This is a genomic window from Roseateles agri (assembly GCF_034043675.1).
Taxonomy (GTDB): domain Bacteria; phylum Pseudomonadota; class Gammaproteobacteria; order Burkholderiales; family Burkholderiaceae_C; genus KK5.
The window spans coordinates 272,727-290,667 of record NZ_JAXCLA010000010.1; the positions used below are offsets into that span (position 1 = coordinate 272,727).

Genomic DNA, 17,941 nt, shown 5'->3' on the forward strand with positions numbered 1-17,941 from the left:
GAGAACATGATCCAGACTTTAGGGAAGCACCTCGTCAATTGCTAATTTAAACTGCCACCCGATCCATAAATTCTGGTGAAGCTGAATTTCAAACCCGATGATCGACGACAGCATCAACCTGCGCCGCCTCGTGCTGTTCGACGCGGTCTGCCGTGAATGCGGCATCAGCCAGGCGGCCGAGGCCGTGGGCCTGAGCCAGCCGGCGGTGAGCCTGGCGATCAAGAAGCTGGAGGAGACGGTGGGTGCCGTGCTGTTCGAGCGGGGCTACGGCGGCAGCGAGCTGACCCGCGAGGGCGCGCTGCTGCAGCGGCGCGTCGTGCGCATGCTGGAGCAGATCGAGTCGGCCGTCGCGGCCATGCCGGCCGGCGCGCGTGCCCGCCAATCGAACGCAGGCGGCGTGTGCCGCCGCCTGACCGATTCGCAGATCCGCTGCCACGTGGCGATCGCCGATGCGGGCTCGGCCGCCGAGGCCGCGCGCCGGCTGGGCATCTCGCAGCCGGCGGTGCACCGCGCCGCCCGTGACCTGGAAGACACGATCGGCCACCCGCTCTACCGGCGGCGCGTGCACAGCGTGTCGGCCAATGCGGCGGGGCAGGAGCTGGCACGGCGGCTGGTCGTGGCCCTGGGCGAGATCGAGCAGGCGCGGGTGGACCTGGTCTCGGCCCGGGGCTTGGCGGCGGGCCGCATCGCCGTGGGCATGCTGCCGCTGATGCCGCAGCGCCTGCTGGCGCGCACGATCGGGCGCCTGCGCGAGCGCTATCCGAACGTGGCGGTGACGATCCGCGAGAGCACTCACGCCCGCCTGCTGGAAGACCTGCGCTTCGGCCGGCTGGACGTCATCGTCGGCGCGCTGCGCGAGCCGCGGCTGGAGGGCAACGTCATCGAGCGAGAGCTGTTCACCGACCCCTACGTGGTCGTCGTGCGGCGCGGCCATCCGCTGGCGGAGCGCCGGCGCGTGAGCCTGAAGGAACTGGCCGCCCACGGCTGGGTCGTGCCGCAGCAGGACATGCCGCGGCGCGCGGTGGTGGACATGATGCTGGCCACCCTGCCGCAGCCGCCCCAGGTGCTGGTGGAAACCAGCTCGCTGGCGATGATGATCGCCATGCTGGACGAGAACGACTGCATCTCGCTGCTGTCGCGCTCGCACATCCTCTACGGCAACTACCGTAACGAGGTCGTCGCGCTCGACGTGCCCTCACCGCAGGGCGGACGCACGGTGGGCTACACCACGCGGGCCGACTGGCTGCCGACCCAACCGCAGCGGGAATTCATCGAGCAGTTGCAGGCGCAGTGCCGCCTGACACCCAATACGCCCGACACGCCCGATGCCTGATCACCAGCGGTGGTGGACCTGGTCGTAGGCGAACTTCTCGTAGACCGCCCTCACCTTCGCCAGCTCGTCGGACGACAGGGCCGGCAGGTCGCCCGCCACCATGTTCTCCTCGATCTGCGAGGGGCGCTTGCCGCCGGGGATCGCGCAGGTGACGGCGGGGTTCGAGAGGATCCAGCGCAGCGCGAACTGGGCCAGCGTCTGGCCGGCCGGCACCAGCGGCTTCAGCTGCTCGACGGCGGCGAGGCCGGTGTCGTAGTTCAGGCCCGAGAAGGTCTCGCCCTTGTCGAACCACTGGCCGTCGCGGTTGCCGGCGCGGTGGTCGTCCGGCTCGAAGCTGCTCTGCGCGGTGAGCTTGCCCGACAGCAGGCCCGAGGACAGCGGTAGCCGCGCGAGGATCGCGACCTTGCGGGCCAGGGTCTCGCGGAATAGCAGGTCCGCCGGGCGCTGGCGGAAGATGTTGTAGATGATCTGCACCGACTGCACGTTCGGGTACTCGATCGCCTTGATCGCCTCTTCGACCTTCTCCACGCTGACGCCGTAGTGGCGCAGCTTGCCGGCCTTGACCAGGTCGTCCATGATGCCGAACACCTCGGGCATGTAGTAGACCTGCGCTGGCGGGCAGTGCAGCTGGATCAGGTCCAGCGTGTCGGTGTCCAGGTTCTTCAGGCTGCGCTCGACGAAGCCGGTCAGGGTCTCGCGGGTGAAGCCTTCGGCCACGTGCGGGTCCACGCGGCGGCCGAGCTTGGTGGCGACGTAGAACTTGTCCGACGGGCGCTCCTTGCGCAGGCGGGCGATCAGGCGCTCGCTACGGCCATCGCCGTAGACGTCGGCCGTGTCGATGAAGTTCACGCCCATGTCGAGCGCCTTGTGCAGCGCGGCCATCGAATCATCGTCGTTGACCGTGCCCCAGGTGCCGCCGATGGCCCAGGCGCCGAAGCTGACGCTGGAGACCTGCCAGCCGGTGCGGCCGAATTCGCGGTATTGCATGTTCTTAATGTCCTTCGGAGGGATAGGTGCTGTTGATCAGCTTGTCGCAGTAGGCGATGGCGATGGCAGACAGCAGGAAAGCGACGTGGATCACCGTCTGGGCGATCAGCACCCGATCTTGGAGATTGGGCGCGTTGATGAAGCTGCGCAGCAAATGGATCGAGCTGATGCCGATGATCGCCGTGCCGAGCTTGACCTTCAGCACCGAAGCGTTCACGTGGCCCAGCCATTCCGGCTCGTCCGGGTGGCCGCGCAGGTGCATGCGGCTGACGAAGGTCTCGTAGCCACCCACGATCACCATGATCAGCAGGTTGGAGATCATCACCACGTCGATCAGCGACAGCACCGCCAGCATGATGATGGCTTCGGTCAGCTTGGGCTCGGTGCCGGGGTCGAACTTGTAGCCCATGCCCTGGGTGAGCAGCTCCAGCGCGTGCTCGCTGCCCATCGCCGCCTCGATCAGGTGAAACAGCTCCACGCCGAAGTGATAGACGTACACGCACTGCGCCAGGATCAGGCCCAGGTACAGCGGCAGCTGCAGCCAGCGGCTGGCAAAGATCAAGGCCGGCAGCGGGCCCAGCTTGATGGGGGTCGTGTGTTGATCGCTCATGGAAGGGGTGAGTACAGGTAATGCGTTATGCCATCAGCTCGCGACAAGCCCATTACGGATCGCGTAGACGGTGAGTTCGGAGTTGTTCGCCAGGCCCAGCTTCTCCAGCACGCGGGCTCGGTAGACGCTGACGGTCTTGGGGCTCAGCATCAGCTCCTCGGCGATGTCGGACAGGCGCTTGCCGCTGGCGATCATCACCAGGGTCTGCAGTTCCCGGTCCGAGAGCTTCTGGTGCGCCTGTTCGGTGACCGGCGCGGTCAGGCTCTCGACCAGCATCTGCGCGATCTCGGGCGTCACGTACTTGCGGCCCTGGGCCACCGTGCGCACGGCCTGCACCAGCACCGCCGGGTCGCCGCCCTTGTTGACGTAGCCGAAGGCGCCCGCGCGCAGCGCGCGGATCGCGTACTGGTCCTCGGGGTACATCGAGACGATCAAGGTGCGGATCGGGGCGGCCTCGTCCTTCAGGACGTGCAACACATCCAGGCCGCTGCGGCCGGGCATGCTGATGTCCAGCACCAGCACGTCGCAGGGGTCGGCGCCCAGGCGGCGCAGCAGTTCGCGCAGCTCGCCGTAGTCGCCAGCCTCGCCCACCACCTCGATGTCGGACGCGTCGGACAGCGTGTCGCGGATGCCGCGGCGGATCAATGCGTGGTCGTCGCAGAGGATCACTCTGATCACGATTCGCCGCTCCAGATCGAGGGGTCATGCATGGCCGTGAACAGGCCCTCCAGGCCCAGTCCATCGTCCGTATTCGCCTCCAGGGGCACCGAAAGTATCAAGCTCACGCCCTTGTTGCTGCTGCTCAAGTCCACCCATCCTCCCACCGTGGCGGCCCGTTCGTGCAGGCCGCGGATGCCGAAGCTGCGCGCCTTGGCGAGCGCACCCGGAGGAATACCCTGCCCATTGTCACTGAGCTCCAGGGTCAGGACGCCCGAGTCGATCGAAAGCTCGATCTCCACCCGCGTTGCGTGGGCGTGCTTGGAGACATTGGTCAGCGCCTCCTGCGCGGTGCGGTAGGCCACCAGTGGCACGCCGGCGGGCAGTTGCATCTGCTCGTGGCTGGTGCGCACGGTCGTGGCGATGCCGGTGCGGCGCTCGAAGCGGGCGGCCATCCACTGCAGCGCCGCCACCAGGCCCTGCTCCAGGATGGCGGGCCGCAGGTTGTGCATGATCCGCTGGCTGGCCTCGATCGCGGAGCTGACCGTCTCCAGCGCCGACTGCGTGCGCTGGCGCACGTCCTCGTCCTGCGCGTGGCGGGCGATCCAGGCCAGGTCGAACTTCAGCGCCGTCAGCGAGCCGCCGACGTCGTCATGGATCTCGCGCGCGATCGCGGCGCGTTCCATCTCGATGCTGGTCTGCAGGTGGCCGGCCAGTTCGTGCAGTTGCTGTTTGGATTTGAGCAGCGCGCGGTTGGCGTCCTGCCGGGCGCGCTCGGACTGGTGGGCCTCGATCGCATGCACCAGCGCCGGCGCCAGCCGCGCGAGGTTGTTCTTCAGCAGGTAGTCGGAGGCGCCGGTACGCATCGCGGCCACCGCCGTGTCCTCGCCGATCTGGCCGGAAACCAGGATGAAAGGGATTGGCTGCGCCAGGGCCTTGACCATGTCCAGCACGACCAGGCCCGAGAAACCGGGCAGGTTGAAATCGGAAATCACCGCGTCCCAGTCCTGCCGCAGCGCCTGCTCGACGCCAGGCAGGGTGTCGACACGCAACACATCGGGAATGATGTGGGCGCGCCGCAATTCGGCCAGGATCAATTCGTGATCCGGTTCGGAATCTTCGACATGAAGGATGCGCAGCGGGCGATCGGCGGAGGAGATCGACATGGGGGCGCAGTATGCCGTCATCGGGCGGACGGACTGATTTCCGCCACAGAGTATGCGCCGAGGACAGAAATTAGGAGAAATACGCCCGCACTCTGTGAAATGTGTTGTCGACAGCGAAGCAAGAATTACCGAAGATGCCAACCGGAATTAGGCCCCATCGTGCAACTGGCCTTTTGTCAAGACCATAGCCGTGGGCATTGCGCCCACAATGCGCGCAGGACGCCTGGATGAGGGTGAGCGGACATGCAAACAGAAGACGAAATCACGCCAGCCCCTGATGAGGAAACGGGAATGTCGCCGCTGCTGGCGGCGGCAGAGCTGCAAGACCATTTGATGACGGTCTCCAACGATCTGGAGCGCCTGCAGCGCCTGCTGGACGACGCCGGCGAGGCGCTGTCCATGCATTTCTACAGCGCCGCCGGCCTGGTCAGCGGCCTGTTGCAGCAGACGGGCCAGTTGCCCGAGGGCTGCAGCGACGCGCTGCGCCAGGTCAATGAGGACATCGCCGGCGCCGTCACCGCGCTGCAGTTCCAGGACATGGCCACGCAGCTGATCGCCCACACGAGCCAGCGCCTGCGCAACTGCCAGGACCAGCTCGCGCGGGACGCCTTCGGCGATGACGAGGACGGCGAAGCGGTCGTGGAAATCGCGCCGATGCGCCCCAACCCGGTCACGCAGGACGAAATGGACGCTGGTTCCGTCGAGTTGTTCTGATCGAAGTCCCATCAAGAAAAGTTCCAATCCACCGAATACCCCTGATACCCGGAGAAAAGACAAATGCACTCAATTCTTGCCGTGGACGATTCGGCCTCGATGCGCCAGATGGTCTCCTTCACCCTGAAGAACGCAGGATTCAACGTCGTGGAAGCGGTGGATGGGCAGGACGCCTGGGAAAAATCGTCGAGCCGGGATTTCGACCTGGTGCTGACGGACCAGAACATGCCGCGCATGGACGGCATCAGCCTAACCAAGAAACTGCGCGACAACCCGAAATTCAAGACCACGCCGATCCTGATCCTGACCACCGAGTCCAGCGACCAGATGAAGCAGGCCGGCCGCGCCGCCGGCGCCACCGGCTGGCTGGTCAAGCCCTTCGACCCGGCCAAGCTGATCGAAGTGATCGGAAAAGTAATCCGCTGAGCTGGCCAGTTGTTTGAACGTGACGTTGCGCCGCAAGGCGGGAGATTGAAAGCATGGGTGAAATGACCTCCGAAGGCGCGAGCCTGAGCGCGGGCATCGATCTGAGCCAGTTCTACCAGGTCTTCTTCGAGGAAGCCGGTGAGAACCTGGACAGCATGGAGCAGCTGCTGCTGAACCTGAACGTCGAGACGGCGGACGACGAGGAGCTGAACGCCATCTTCCGCTGCGCGCACTCGATCAAGGGCGGCGCGGCGACGTTCGGCTTCGGCGACGTGGCCGAGCTGACCCACATCATGGAGACGCTGCTGGACAAGCTGCGCCGCCACGAGCTGCAGCCCACCTCCGCGATGGTGGACGTGCTCCTGCAGTCGGGCGATGCGCTGCGCTCGCTGCTGGCGCGCCACCAGGGCTCGTCCGGCGAGGTGGTCGACGCCACCGACCTGATCGCCACAATCGGCGCCTTCGTCAACGGCCAGGAAGCCCCCAAGCCCGCGCCCAAGGTGGCCGTCGCCGCCCCGCCGCCGCCCGCCCCTGCGGCCGCCGCGCCCAAGTCGAGCAATCCGGCCGCCCGCCTGCTGGAGCTGCAGGTCGGCCCGCTGGCGGACCTGAGCCTGGCGGACAACCTGGTCGAGCTGTTCAAGGAGATCACCGATCTCGGCACGATCGAACCGCTGGACGCCGGCTCGGCCGCCGACGGCTTCCGCCGCTTCAAGGTGCTGACCAGCAGCACCGACAACGACCTGCTGGACCTGTTCACCTTCCACGTCGCTCGCGAACAGGTCAAGCTGCTGCCCTACGGACCCGGCTTCGGCTTCCACGAGGGCGCGCCCGGTGCGCCGGAGCCCGAACCCGTGTCCGACGACCCGGGCTACGGCTTCTTCGACAACGCCCCCGGCGTGCCGGAGAACACCGCCGGCAGCAACGTCATTGCCGCCCCGGCCGAGGCCACGGCCACGCCGGTCGCCACGACCAGCGCCAAGCCGGTCGCCCGCACCGATGCCGCCTCCAAGCCCGCCGCAGCGATGGACCAGTCCACGCTGCGCGTCTCCATCGAGAAGGTCGACCAGCTGATCAACCTGGTCGGCGAGCTCGTCATCACGCAGGCGATGCTGGCGCAGAACAGCCGCGACCTCGACCCCGCCATCTACCAGCAGCTCAGTTCGGGCCTGGCCGACCTGGAGCGCAACACGCGCGACCTGCAGGAATCGGTGATGTCGATCCGGATGATTCCGATGTCGATCGTCTTCAACCGCTTCCCGCGCATGCTGCGCGACCTCGCCGCCAAGCTGGGCAAGAAGGTGGAGCTGGTGACGCAGGGCGAGGCGACCGAGCTGGACAAGAGCCTGGTCGAGAAGATCACCGACCCGCTGACCCACCTGGTGCGCAACAGCTGCGACCACGGCATCGAGACCGGCGCCGAGCGCGTCGCCAAGGGCAAGCCCGAGCACGGCACGATCACGCTGGTCGCCTCCCACCAGGGCGGCTCCATCGTCATCGAGGTGCGCGACGACGGCCGCGGCCTGAACCGCGACAAGCTGATCAAGAAGGCCCGCGAGAAAGGCATCGACGCGCCCGACTCGATGACCGACGTCGAGGCCTGGAACCTGATCTTCGCGCCCGGCTTCTCCACCGCCGACCAGGTCACGGACGTGTCCGGCCGCGGCGTGGGCATGGACGTGGTCAAGAAGAACATCACCTCGCTGGGCGGCACCGTCGAGATCGACTCGGCCGAAGGCTACGGCATGAAGGTCTCGGTACGCCTGCCGCTGACCCTGGCCATCATGGACGGCATGAGCGTGGGCGTCGGCGAGGAGTGCTACATCCTCCCGCTGTCCTCGGTCGTGGAATCGTTCCAGGTGCAGAAGGACACGGTCAAGACGGTCGCCGGCTCGGGCCGCGTCGTCGAGGTGCGCGACGAGTACATGCCGGTGATCTCGCTGGAGGACATCTTCCACGTGCCGCGCTTCGATTTCGAGAAGAGCAGCAACATCATGGTCGTCATCGAGGCCGAGGGCGGCCGCGTGGCGCTGCTGGTGGACGAACTGCTCGGCCAGCAGCAGGTCGTCGTCAAGAACCTGGAAGCCAATTACCGCAAGGTCAACGACGTGTCCGGCGCCACCATCATGGGCGATGGCCGCGTGGCACTGATCCTGGACGTCGGCAGCCTGGTGCGCCGCTCGCGCCACTGAACTCACTTTTCCCTGTCCCGCTAACCCAAGGAAAACATCCACCATGGAATCCACCCAAGTGCCAGCCGTCCGTCCCGCGGGTCAGTTGCAGGTCCAGGGCCAGGGCAATGCCGTCGCGGCCACCGGCCCGGCCGGCGGCGAGTACCTGACCTTCCGCCTCGGTGCCGAGGAATACGGCATCGACATCCTGAAGGTCCAGGAGATCCGCTCCTACGAACCGCCCACGCGCATCGCCAATGCGCCCGAGTTCATCAAGGGCGTGGTCAACCTGCGCGGCGTGATCGTGCCCATCGTCGACCTGCGCGTGAAGCTCGGCTGCCCGACGATCGAGTACAACAGCTTCACCGTCGTCATCGTGTTGAATGTGCGCAACCGCGTCGTCGGCGCGGTGGTCGATTCGGTCTCCGACGTGCTGGAACTGAACCGCGACTCCATCCGCCCTGCCCCCGAGCTCAGCTCGGCCACGGTAGACACCAGCTTCATCACCGGCATCGGCGCCGTCAGCGACCGGATGCTGATCCTGATGGACATCGAGGGGCTGATGAGCAGCGCCGACATGGGCTTGATGGACACCATCGCAGCTTGAGCGACAAAAAGACGCCACACACTCATCACAAGAGCTCACCGGCGCAATACGCTCCGGTGAGCTCTTTTCACTTTTGAAGGGTCACGCCATGCGCACCGAATCGATCGCCCGCCGCGTCTCGCTGACCGGCGTCATCGCCCTGGCACTCGTGCTCTTCGTCGTCACCGGCATCGTCAGCCTGATGCTGACCCGCAGCGCCGACCAGCGCGTGCGCACCTGGGTGGAAGACAAGTCGCAGTCCATGGTCGACGCCATGCATGCGATGGACGACACCTCGCGGGTGCTCGTCGAACGCAATTTCGGCTCCTTCCGCCAGGAGTTCGGCCCGGTCTTCACGCTCGATGAAGCCACCGGCGACCTGCGCGACTGGGGCCCCAAGCTCAACGGCAACTTCACGCAGGTTGACAAGTTCGCCGCCGTGACCGGCGGCGTCGCCACGGTGTTCGCCGCCAAGGACGGCGACTTCGAGCGCATCACCACCTCGCTGAAGAACGCCAAGGGCGAGCGGGTGCTCGGAACCAAGCTGGGCACCAGCCACCCGGCCTTCGCCACCGTCTCCGCCGGCAAGCCCTACGCCGGGCGCGCCGTGCTGTTCGGCCGGCCCTACATGACCTACTACGAGCCGATCAAGAACGACGCCGGCAAGCAGATCGGCCTGCTGTTCGTCGGCTTCGACCTCGACGCCTTCGACAAGGCGATGGACAAGATGGCCGCCGACGCGAAGTTCTTCGAAACCGGCGGCACCTACGTCATCGGCGCCGCCAAGGACCCGGAGAAGGCCTTCTTCTCGGCCCACCCGACGCTCAAGGGCAAGCTGTTGAAGGAGGCCGCGCCAGACCTGCTGAAGGCGCTGGCTGCCGCTGATGATCGGGGTTATGTGGCCGCTGTGCCCGACGTGCTGGGCGGCGGCAGGAATGACGATTTCGCGATCGTGCGCAAGAACGACGAGACCGGCTACTGGGTCGTCGCGCAGGTCTCCAAGGGCGAGGCGATGGCCTCGCACTGGGCGACGATGCTGCCCTTCTGGGGCATGCTGGCGCTGACGACGGTAGGCCTGGGCCTGGGCCTCGGCTGGATGATGCGGCGCTGGGTCGCCGCGCCGCTGGGCGAGCTGACCCGGGCGATCGGCTCGATCTCCGATGGCGACCTGACCCGCGCGGTGGAAAGCCCGCGCCGCGACGAGATCGGCACCTTGATCAACCAGACCGAGGCGATGCGCCGGCGCCTGGCCGACACCATCGGCACCGTGCGGCACTCGGTCGACTCGATCGGCACCGCCAGCAGCGAGATCGCCACCGGCAACCAGGACCTCAGCCAGCGCACCGAACAGACCGCGCAGAACCTGCAGCGCACCGCCTCGGCGATGACGCAGCTCACCGGCACGGTGCGCCAGACGGCCGACTCGGCACACACGGCGAACCAGCTGGTCAGCACCGCGTCCAGCGCCGCCGCGCGCGGCGGCGAGGTGGTGGGCCAGGTCGTCAGCACGATGGACGAGATCAACGCCAGCTCGCGCCGCATCAACGACATCATCGGCACCATCGACGGCATCGCCTTCCAGACCAACATCCTGGCGCTGAACGCGGCGGTGGAGGCCGCGCGAGCCGGCGAGCAGGGCCGCGGCTTCGCCGTCGTCGCGGGTGAGGTGCGCAGCCTCGCCGGCCGCTCGGCCGAGGCGGCGCGCGAGATCAAGTCGCTGATCGGCGCCAGCGTGGAGCGCGTGGAAGCCGGCTCGCGCCTGGTGCAGGAGGCCGGCAGCTCGATGAGCGACATCGTCACCAGCGTGCAGCGCGTGCAGGACATCATTGGCGAGATCAGCAGCGCCGCCAGCGAGCAGAGCGATGGCATCGGGCAGGTCAACCAGTCGGTCGGCAAGCTGGACCAGATGACGCAGCAGAACGCGGCACTGGTCGAAGAGTCCGCCGCCGCGGCCGAGAGCCTGAAGGACCAGGCGCACCGGCTGGTGCAGGCCGTGGCCGTGTTCCGGGTGCAGGCGCAAGCCGGTGCCGCAGCGGCGGCGCCCGTCCTGCCCATCCCACACACCGCCGCGGCGCCGAAGGCACCGGCCGCCGCAGCGCCGTCACCGAAGCCGAAGACCGCCGCGCCGGCCGTCAAGCGCCCCGCGGCTCCGCCTCCGCCGACGAAGGCGCCCAGCCGGCCCGCCCCTGCCGTCCGCTCGGCGCCGCCGGCCCCCACCCAGCCCGCGGCGGCTGAAGGCGACTGGGAGACCTTCTAGGCCTCAGACCCAGAGCCGCGCAAAGCTCGCCACCGCCGCCAGCCCGGCGGAAATCGCGCCGAGCCACAGCGCCGCGGTCGATCCCGCGATGCCGGCCAGGTGGAAGCACAGCGCCACCAGCGCGGCGCCGCTGGTCTGGCCGAGCAGGCGCGCGACGCCGACGACGCCGCTGGCACCGCCGCTGCGCTCGGGCGGCGCGCTGGACATCAGCGCCTTCAGGTTCGGCGCCTGAAAGAAGCCGAAGCCGGCGCCGCACAGCGCCATCCGCCACACGATGTCGACGACCGACGGCTGGGCCGGCAGCAGCGCCAGCGCGACCATGCCTGCGCTCAGCAGCGCCAGGCCCAGGCCGCCGAGCAGGCCGGGCGGATGGCGGTCGGACAGGCGCCCGGCCACCGGCGCCGCAATGGCCACGACGACCGGCCAGGCCGTCATCAGGAAGCCGGTGTGCACGGCATCGCGGTGCAGCACCTGCTCGAAGTAGAAAGGCAGCGAGACGAAGGCCAGGCCTTGGGTCGCAAAAGCCGTCACCGCCGTCACGGCGGACAGCGCGAACATCGGCCGGCGCAGCAGGTCCACCGGCAGCATCGGCGCCGGATGCCCGCGCTGGCGCCACAGCAGCGCCGCGCCGGCCACCAGCGCCAGCACGGCCGCAGGCAAGACCTGGCCCCAGCCGGCCAGCTGCGCAACCGAGCCCAGCGCGAAGATCAGCGCCGCGAAGCTGACCGCGGTGAGTCCCGCCGTCACCAGATCGAAACGATGCGGGCGCGGCACGCTGCGCGGGATCGCCGGCCAGGCGAACACGATCGCCAGCAGGCCCAGCGGCACGTTGATGCCGAACAGCCAGGGCCAGTCGGCCACGGCCAGCAGCAGCGAGGCCACCGTCGGCCCGACCGCGAACGCGACGCCGACGACCAGCGCGTTCATGCCCACGCCACGCCCCAGCCGCTCGGCCGGATAGATCAGCCGGATCAGCGCGATGTTGACGCTCATCATCGCCCCCGCGCCGATGCCCTGCAGCGCACGCGCCGCCGCCAGCAGCGGCACGTTGCCGGCCAGCGTGCAGACCAGCGAGGCCACGGTGAACAGCGCGATGCCGCCGAGGAAGACGCGCCGCGGGCCGACCACGTCGCCCAGCGCCGCGAAGGGCAGCATCGTCGCCACGACCGCCAGCTGGTAGGCGTTGATGATCCAGATGGCGGCGGCCGCCGGGGATTGCAGGTCCGCCGCGATCGTCGGCAGCGCGGTGTTGGCGATCGCCGTGTCCAGCGTGGCCAGCACCACGCCCATCAGCACGGCAATCAGCGCACTGCGCTCGCGGGGATTGAGGCCGGGCGCGGACGGCAGGTGGCGCTCGGCCTGCCGTTGCTGCGTGTCGTCGTGTCGCATGAGCGGGAACAAAAGGCCGCCATCTTGCCCGCGCGTGCGCGGGTACGGAGGACGGGCCTTCGAACGGCCTTCCATCGCCGGGGGCTATTGGGCTCCATGCGCCCAATCGACAAATATCAGTCGAGTTACTTCCTGACTGGAACCAGACCAACTACGTGTCTGTTTGTTTCTGAATGATCAAGCGTTCGCTCGACGCCCACTTGATTCGTGATGTATCTCACGGTCACGGCGTTGACATGGGCCAAACCTAGCCTCCGGTCCGGTCGGGTGCCAAGGCATCCGGCCCCCACAAAAACCTTGATTCGAACACCCAGAAAGGTCGTTCCATGTATTTCCTCAAAGCCGCGCTGTTGGGCAGCACCTTCGCCGTTCTCGTCGGCAGCGCCCACGCCACCACCTTCAACTTCAGCTACAGCTTCGACCCGGCCAACACCGGCAACGGCGAAGCCGTCACGATCACCGGTTCCTTCGACGGCGTCGAAGTCGGCGACGTGATCTCCAGCATCACGAACGCCAGCCTGTTCGTGAACGGCACGGCCTTCAGCGGCCCGCTGACGATCGGCGGATTCAACTCGTCGACCGGCGAAGTCTCCAGCAACGCGGTGATCTCCGCCGACCTGGGCAAGTCGAACTTCATCTTCACCGACAGCACCAGCTCGCCGAACAACCTGTTCTGGGTTGCCGACGGCTCGGCCTTCGCCGTGAAGTACGACCTGCTCGACGCCAACAACAACGGCACGATCGGCTTCGAAGACGCCACGAACGCGCACTGGACCCTGAGCGCCGCCGCCGTTCCCGAACCCGCCACCTACCTGCTGATGGCCGGCGGTCTCGCCGCCATCGGTTTCGTCTCGCGCCGTCGCCGCCAGGCCTGACCCAACCCACAGGACCCAGCCATGAACAAGACTCTTCGCAAGCCCGCCACCCTGGGCGTTCTGTCGGCCGCCATCGGCACCGCCCTGTTCGCCGCCTACGCGCCCGCCCAGGCCGTAACGATCGCCACGCCCGTCACCGTCAAGGGTGTCGTCGCCGGCACGCTGTTCACCGCCCCGGTGATCTCCGACACGCCGAGCCTGGCCAAGGCCGCGCAGACCGCCGCCTCGGTCTACGCCGGCGCCACCGTCTGCTTCGACGCCAACAACAACGGTGTCTGCGACGCCGGTGAAGTCAGCACCGTCAGCAAGGCCGACGGCAGCTTCCTGATCACCGGCCGCGCTCCCGCGCCGCTGATCGCCGACATCTCGACCAAGGCCACGAACGGCGGCAAGCCGGTCGTCCAGCATCTGGTGCTGCGCGTCGCCCAGGAACAGATCACGTCCGCCATCAAGAGCCCGGCACTGCCCGTGAGCGTCGCCGTGACGCCGGTCTCCACCGAAGTCGTCCGCATGATCGAAGCGAACGGCACGAACTACGCGACCGAAAGCGCCGCGCTGGCAGGCCGCCTGGGCCTGACCGTCAGCGAGACGCTGGCCGACCCGAACACGCTGTCGGGCAACGCCAAGACGGCAGTGATGACCGAATCGGTCGCGCTGACGAACCGCTGGGCCTATGCCTCCAAGATCGCCGACCGTGGCGATGTGGCGGGCGTCGTTGCCGCCGAGCAGACCGCGATGAACGTCGAAGGCATCCCGCGCTACGACCACGTCTTCGTGATCATGCTGGAGAACAAGGCCACGCTGTCGATCAAGGGCTCCGCCTACGCGCCCAACATCAACCGCTACCTGAACCAGGGCAACCAGTTCACCAGCTACTTCGCCACCGGCAACCCGAGCGAGCCGAACTACACGGCACTGGGCGGCGCTGACGACTGGGGCATCACCGACGACAACCAGTGGAACTGCGGTGCCACCGGCGCCAACGCGGTCCAGGACCTGCCGACGCCGGACAAGACCCAGCCGGGCCTGGGCAGCTCGCCGTTCACCGCCACCTGCGCGCAAGCGACCAACCACAACATCACCGGCCGCGCGAACATCTTCAACGCGCTCACGAGCGCCGGCCTGAAGTGGCGCACGTACAGCGAGTCGATGAACCCGGGCCAGGACTTCCGCACGGACTCGGTCACCGACGCCGCCGTCACCGCGATGGACCACGTCTACGCGCCCGGCACCGCCGGCCCGAACACCGCGCCGATCGGCAATGCCAACCTGCAGCTGCCGATGCCCGCCGGCCTGTACAAGACCAAGCACCACCCGGGCATGGCCTACCAGAACGTGCGCAGCGAACCCGGCTTCGTCGGCAACAACCGCACCCTGGGCGGCGGCCAGTGGGATGGCGCGATGCTGGCCAGCAAGGCCTACGCGATCCCCGCAGGCTTCAACGCCGACCAGTTCGGCAGCGACCTGGAAAGCGGTGACGTCGGCCAGCTGAACTTCGTCGTGCCCGACCAGTGCGACGACATGCACGGCATCAGCGTCAGCGGCACGGACCTGTCGACGAAGAAGGCCGGCACGGCCAGCGACTGCTCCAGCGTCTCGAACAATGTGTCGGCCACGGCCGTTTCGCCGATCATCACGCGCGGCGACAACTACGTGCGCTACCTGGTCGAGAAGATCGAGGCTTCGCCGCTGTGGCGCAACCCGAACAAGCGCGCCGCCATCGTCATCATGTTCGACGAAGGCAACGCGACCTCGGGCTTCAACTCCTGCTGCGGCTGGAACCCGGTCAGCACGAACGTCGACGCCCCGCTGGTTTCCAGCAACGGCGCCGCATCGCGCGACAGCACGGTGGCCGGCTACGGTTCGGGCAACAAGGGTCACGGCGAGTCGATCTTCGGCCTGCTGACGAACCAGGTCACCGCACCGAAGGGCCTGGTCGACAGCGACTATTACAGCCACTTCTCGTTCGTGCGCACGCTGCAGGACATGTTCGGCCTGGCCGATCCGGCGAATCCGTTCTCGTACATGAACCGTTCGAAGTACACGCAGGCCTTCATCGCCTCGAACCTGACGCTGCTGCCGGAATACGCCGGCAGCGCCGACGGTCACTTCGACTCGGTCCGTCCGATGAACCACAGCTATGTGTTCCCGTCGAACTACACGCAGAAGCAGTCCAACGACGTCAACACGCCGGCGCAGACCGGTCCTGACGCGAACCAGATCAACCTCTGGTCGCTGAAGTAAATAGTTAGTTATTTGAACTGACCGGCCGGCCCCTCGTGGGCCGGCCTTGCCGTTTCAGGAAAGAAGATGATCCGCGCCCTCCTCGTTTCCGCCGCAACGCTGCTGTTCGTGGTGTCCGCCCAAGCCCAAAGCGCCCAGAGCGCCCAGACCGCGCTGAGCCTGCCCGCCCAGGTGGGCAAGCAGATGTTCGTCGACAAGACCCTCTCCGGCTCGGGCCGCATGTCCTGCGCCTCCTGCCACGATCCGGCCAATCACTACGCGCCGGCCAACGATCTCTCCGTGCAGCTCGGCGGCCCGAAGCTGAACAAGCCAGGCGTGCGCGCCGTGCCGACGCTGACCTACAAGGACTACACCACCGCCTACACCGACCTGGCCGACAACCCCGACGGCGTGAGCGCCCCCGGCCCCGGCGGCGGCTTCACCTGGGACGGCGGTGCCGGCACGCTGGCCGAGCAGGCCAAGATCCCGCTGCTCTCGCCGGTGGAGATGGCCAACCACAGCGTGGCCGACGTCGTCGCCAAGCTGAAAAAGTCCAGCTACGCCGCGCTGTTCGTCCAGGCCTTCGGCCCGCACGCCTTCGACAAGCCGGCCCTGGCTTTTGCCCGCGCGATGGACGCGCTGCAGGCCTACCAGCTCGAAGACCCGAGCTTCCACCCCTACAGCAGCAAGTACGACCTCTATTCGAGCAACAAGGTCGGCGGCGATCTGACGCCGGCCGAAGTGCGCGGCTTCGCCGTGTTCCAGGACCCGAACCGCGGCAACTGCGCCGCCTGCCACTTCAGTGGCGCGGGCGTCGGCGGCAGCGTCGCGCAGTTCACCGACTACTCGTTCTCCGCCATCGGCGTGCCGCGCAACACCAAGGCGATCACGGCGAACAAGGATGCCAAGCACTTCGACATGGGCATCTGCAGCCGCGCCGACCATCCGCGCCCGGACAGCGCCGAGTTCTGTGGCATGTTCAAGACGCCGACGCTGCGCAACGTCGCCACGCGCAAGTCCTTCTTCCACAACGGCCAGATCCGCTCGCTGGAAGAGGCCGTGCGCTTCTACGCCACGCGCGACAGCAACCCCGAGCGCTGGTACCCCACCGTCAACGGCAAGGTGCAGAAGTTCAACGACCTGCCCAGGAAGTACCACGGCAACATCGACACGCAGATGCCGCTGGACGGCCGCGCGCCCGGCAGCACGCCGCCGATGAACGAGCAGGACATCCAGGACCTGCTCGCCTTCCTCAACACGCTGACCGACAGCTACGTGCCGCCCGAGCCGCCGAAGCCGGCGCCCCCCTCCGCCGAAGCACTCGCCCCGGCACTGGGCCGCTACCTCGCCGCGCACGGCGAGATCTGCGTGGCCAAGTACGACTGGCCGATCGACGTCAGCGCGCGCGACATCGCGTCCCGCACGCGCGATTCGATCCAGATGCCGGTGCTCGAACGCCAGGGCCTGGTGAGCTCGCGCGACGGCTACGTCGTCTACCGCGACGACAAGGGCGAGGAAAGCGTGCCGACCAAGCGCTACGTGCTGACCGAGGCCGGCGAGCGCTTCTACAAGGCGCATGACGTGACCCTGCACGCACCCGGCGGCGGCGACGGCGCCACCCACCACCGCGACCTGTGCGCGGGCCAGCTGGAGCTGGAGCGCATCGTGCGCGTCAATGCGCCCGAGGCACCGACGCATGTGAGTGTCGCCTACCAGTACCGCTTCAAGGCCGAGCCCTGGGTGACGCCGGACGATGTGCGCCGCGTGTTCCCGATGCTGGACACGCTGCTGCAGGGCCAGGGCAAGATGGAGATGCAGCAGGGCTTCCACCTTGACGGCGAGGCCTGGGTGGCCGACACGACGCTGGAGGCGAAATGAGCATCGTCTCGCTGCTGCGCGAAGGCCCCGCGATCACTACGAGCGACCGCCAGGTGCGCGTGGCCGCGCGGCTGCACCTGCCCGGTGTGATCTCGATGCTGGCCGTGCTGAACGAAGTGCTGAGCGCCGACGAGTGCGCGGCGCTGATCGAGATGGCGCGGCCGCGGCTGCGACCGTCGACGCTGGTGGACCCCAAGACCGGCCGCGATCTCGTCAGCAGCGAGCGCCAGAGCCAGGGCATGTTCTTTCGCCCCGGCGAGAACGAACTGGTCGCCCGCATCGACCGCCGCCTGGCCGAGCTGACCCACCTGCCGGTGGAGCACGGCGAGGGCCTGCAGATCCTGCACTATCCCGAGGGTGCCGGCAGCGCGCCGCACTACGACTGGATTCAGCCGTCCAACGAGGCCAACCGCGCCTCGATCGCCCGCAGCGGCCAGCGCATCAGCACCCTGGTGAGCTACCTCAACGACGTGCCCGCCGGCGGCGAGACCGCCTTCCCCGAACTCGGCTGGAACGTCACGCCGCAGCGGGGCAGCGCGGTCTACTTCGAATCCTGCGATCCGGCGGGCGAGCTGTACCCGGTCTCGGTGCACCACAGCCTGCTGGTGACGGCCGGCGAAAAGTGGGTGGCAACGAAGTGGGCGCGGACCCGCCCCTTCGTCAGCGCCTGAG

General features: G+C 67.6%; 15 protein-coding genes. 10 read left to right on the forward strand and 5 right to left on the reverse strand.

Translation table 11 applies throughout. The annotated features are described in order from the left end of the window. The first annotated feature begins 97 nt into the window (after positions 1 to 97). Positions 98 to 1,333, forward strand: a complete 1,236-nt coding sequence (locus tag SNE35_RS28495; RefSeq protein ID WP_320426440.1) for a LysR family transcriptional regulator — start codon at positions 98 to 100, stop codon at positions 1,331 to 1,333. Here the strand turns inward: SNE35_RS28495 and SNE35_RS28500 are convergent, their stop codons facing one another. Genes SNE35_RS28500 through SNE35_RS28515 form a run of 4 tightly spaced genes read right to left on the reverse strand, consistent with a single transcriptional unit; the run spans position 1,334 to position 4,753 of the window. Then, on the reverse strand, positions 1,334 to 2,320 hold the full coding sequence (locus SNE35_RS28500; protein WP_320426441.1) for an aldo/keto reductase: 987 nt from the start codon (positions 2,318 to 2,320) through the stop codon (positions 1,334 to 1,336). Between the two features lie 4 nt (positions 2,321 to 2,324). Continuing rightward, a complete protein-coding gene (locus tag SNE35_RS28505) occupies positions 2,325 to 2,930 on the reverse strand; it encodes a YqhA family protein (RefSeq protein WP_320426442.1) in 606 nt (201 codons plus the stop codon). A 33-nt stretch (positions 2,931 to 2,963) separates the two neighbouring features. Then, complete coding sequence (locus SNE35_RS28510; RefSeq protein ID WP_320426443.1) at positions 2,964 to 3,608, reverse strand: response regulator transcription factor; 645 nt, start codon at positions 3,606 to 3,608, stop codon at positions 2,964 to 2,966. Further along, positions 3,605 to 4,753 (reverse strand): hybrid sensor histidine kinase/response regulator, encoded by a 1,149-nt coding sequence (locus tag SNE35_RS28515; RefSeq protein ID WP_320426444.1) that lies wholly within the window; start codon positions 4,751 to 4,753, stop codon positions 3,605 to 3,607. The genes SNE35_RS28510 and SNE35_RS28515 overlap by 4 nt, the downstream gene beginning before the upstream one ends. A 291-nt stretch (positions 4,754 to 5,044) precedes the next feature. Between SNE35_RS28515 and SNE35_RS28520 the strand changes: the two genes are divergently transcribed. The 5 genes from SNE35_RS28520 to SNE35_RS28540 all read left to right on the forward strand — a co-directional run bounded on the left by SNE35_RS28520 (position 5,045) and on the right by SNE35_RS28540 (position 10,904). Further along, complete coding sequence (locus SNE35_RS28520; RefSeq protein WP_320426445.1) at positions 5,045 to 5,467, forward strand: hypothetical protein; 423 nt, start codon at positions 5,045 to 5,047, stop codon at positions 5,465 to 5,467. Positions 5,468 to 5,530: 63 nt separating this feature from the next. Continuing rightward, positions 5,531 to 5,893 carry a response regulator gene (locus SNE35_RS28525; protein ID WP_077038091.1) on the forward strand — a complete coding sequence of 121 codons (363 nt, stop codon included), beginning with the start codon at positions 5,531 to 5,533 and terminating at the stop codon, positions 5,891 to 5,893. Positions 5,894 to 5,946: 53 nt separating this feature from the next. Then, the gene (locus tag SNE35_RS28530) at positions 5,947 to 8,082 is read left to right on the forward strand and encodes a chemotaxis protein CheA (protein ID WP_320426446.1); all 2,136 of its coding nucleotides are present in this window, start codon (positions 5,947 to 5,949) and stop codon (positions 8,080 to 8,082) included. Positions 8,083 to 8,125: 43 nt separating this feature from the next. Continuing rightward, entirely contained in the window at positions 8,126 to 8,668 is a 543-nt protein-coding gene (locus SNE35_RS28535; protein WP_320426447.1) for a chemotaxis protein CheW, read from the forward strand. Positions 8,669 to 8,756: 88 nt separating this feature from the next. Beyond that, the gene (locus tag SNE35_RS28540) at positions 8,757 to 10,904 is read left to right on the forward strand and encodes a methyl-accepting chemotaxis protein (RefSeq protein ID WP_320426448.1); all 2,148 of its coding nucleotides are present in this window, start codon (positions 8,757 to 8,759) and stop codon (positions 10,902 to 10,904) included. Between the two features lie 3 nt (positions 10,905 to 10,907). Here the strand turns inward: SNE35_RS28540 and SNE35_RS28545 are convergent, their stop codons facing one another. Then, positions 10,908 to 12,293, reverse strand: coding sequence for an MFS transporter (locus tag SNE35_RS28545; RefSeq protein ID WP_431312801.1), 1,386 nt, complete (start codon positions 12,291 to 12,293; stop codon positions 10,908 to 10,910). A gap of 326 nt (positions 12,294 to 12,619) precedes the next feature. Between SNE35_RS28545 and SNE35_RS28550 the strand changes: the two genes are divergently transcribed. The 4 genes from SNE35_RS28550 (at position 12,620) to SNE35_RS28565 (ending at position 17,940) form a co-directional block, all read left to right on the forward strand. Next, positions 12,620 to 13,168, forward strand: a complete 549-nt coding sequence (locus SNE35_RS28550) for a PEP-CTERM sorting domain-containing protein (RefSeq protein ID WP_320426449.1) — start codon at positions 12,620 to 12,622, stop codon at positions 13,166 to 13,168. A gap of 21 nt (positions 13,169 to 13,189) precedes the next feature. Then, entirely contained in the window at positions 13,190 to 15,412 is a 2,223-nt protein-coding gene (locus SNE35_RS28555) for a phosphoesterase (protein ID WP_320426450.1), read from the forward strand. A 66-nt stretch (positions 15,413 to 15,478) separates the two neighbouring features. Further along, positions 15,479 to 17,269 carry a cytochrome-c peroxidase gene (locus SNE35_RS28560; protein WP_320426451.1) on the forward strand — a complete coding sequence of 597 codons (1,791 nt, stop codon included), beginning with the start codon at positions 15,479 to 15,481 and terminating at the stop codon, positions 17,267 to 17,269. Further along, positions 17,266 to 17,940 carry a 2OG-Fe(II) oxygenase gene (locus tag SNE35_RS28565; RefSeq protein WP_320426452.1) on the forward strand — a complete coding sequence of 225 codons (675 nt, stop codon included), beginning with the start codon at positions 17,266 to 17,268 and terminating at the stop codon, positions 17,938 to 17,940. The genes SNE35_RS28560 and SNE35_RS28565 overlap by 4 nt, the downstream gene beginning before the upstream one ends. Position 17,941 lies beyond the last annotated feature (1 nt).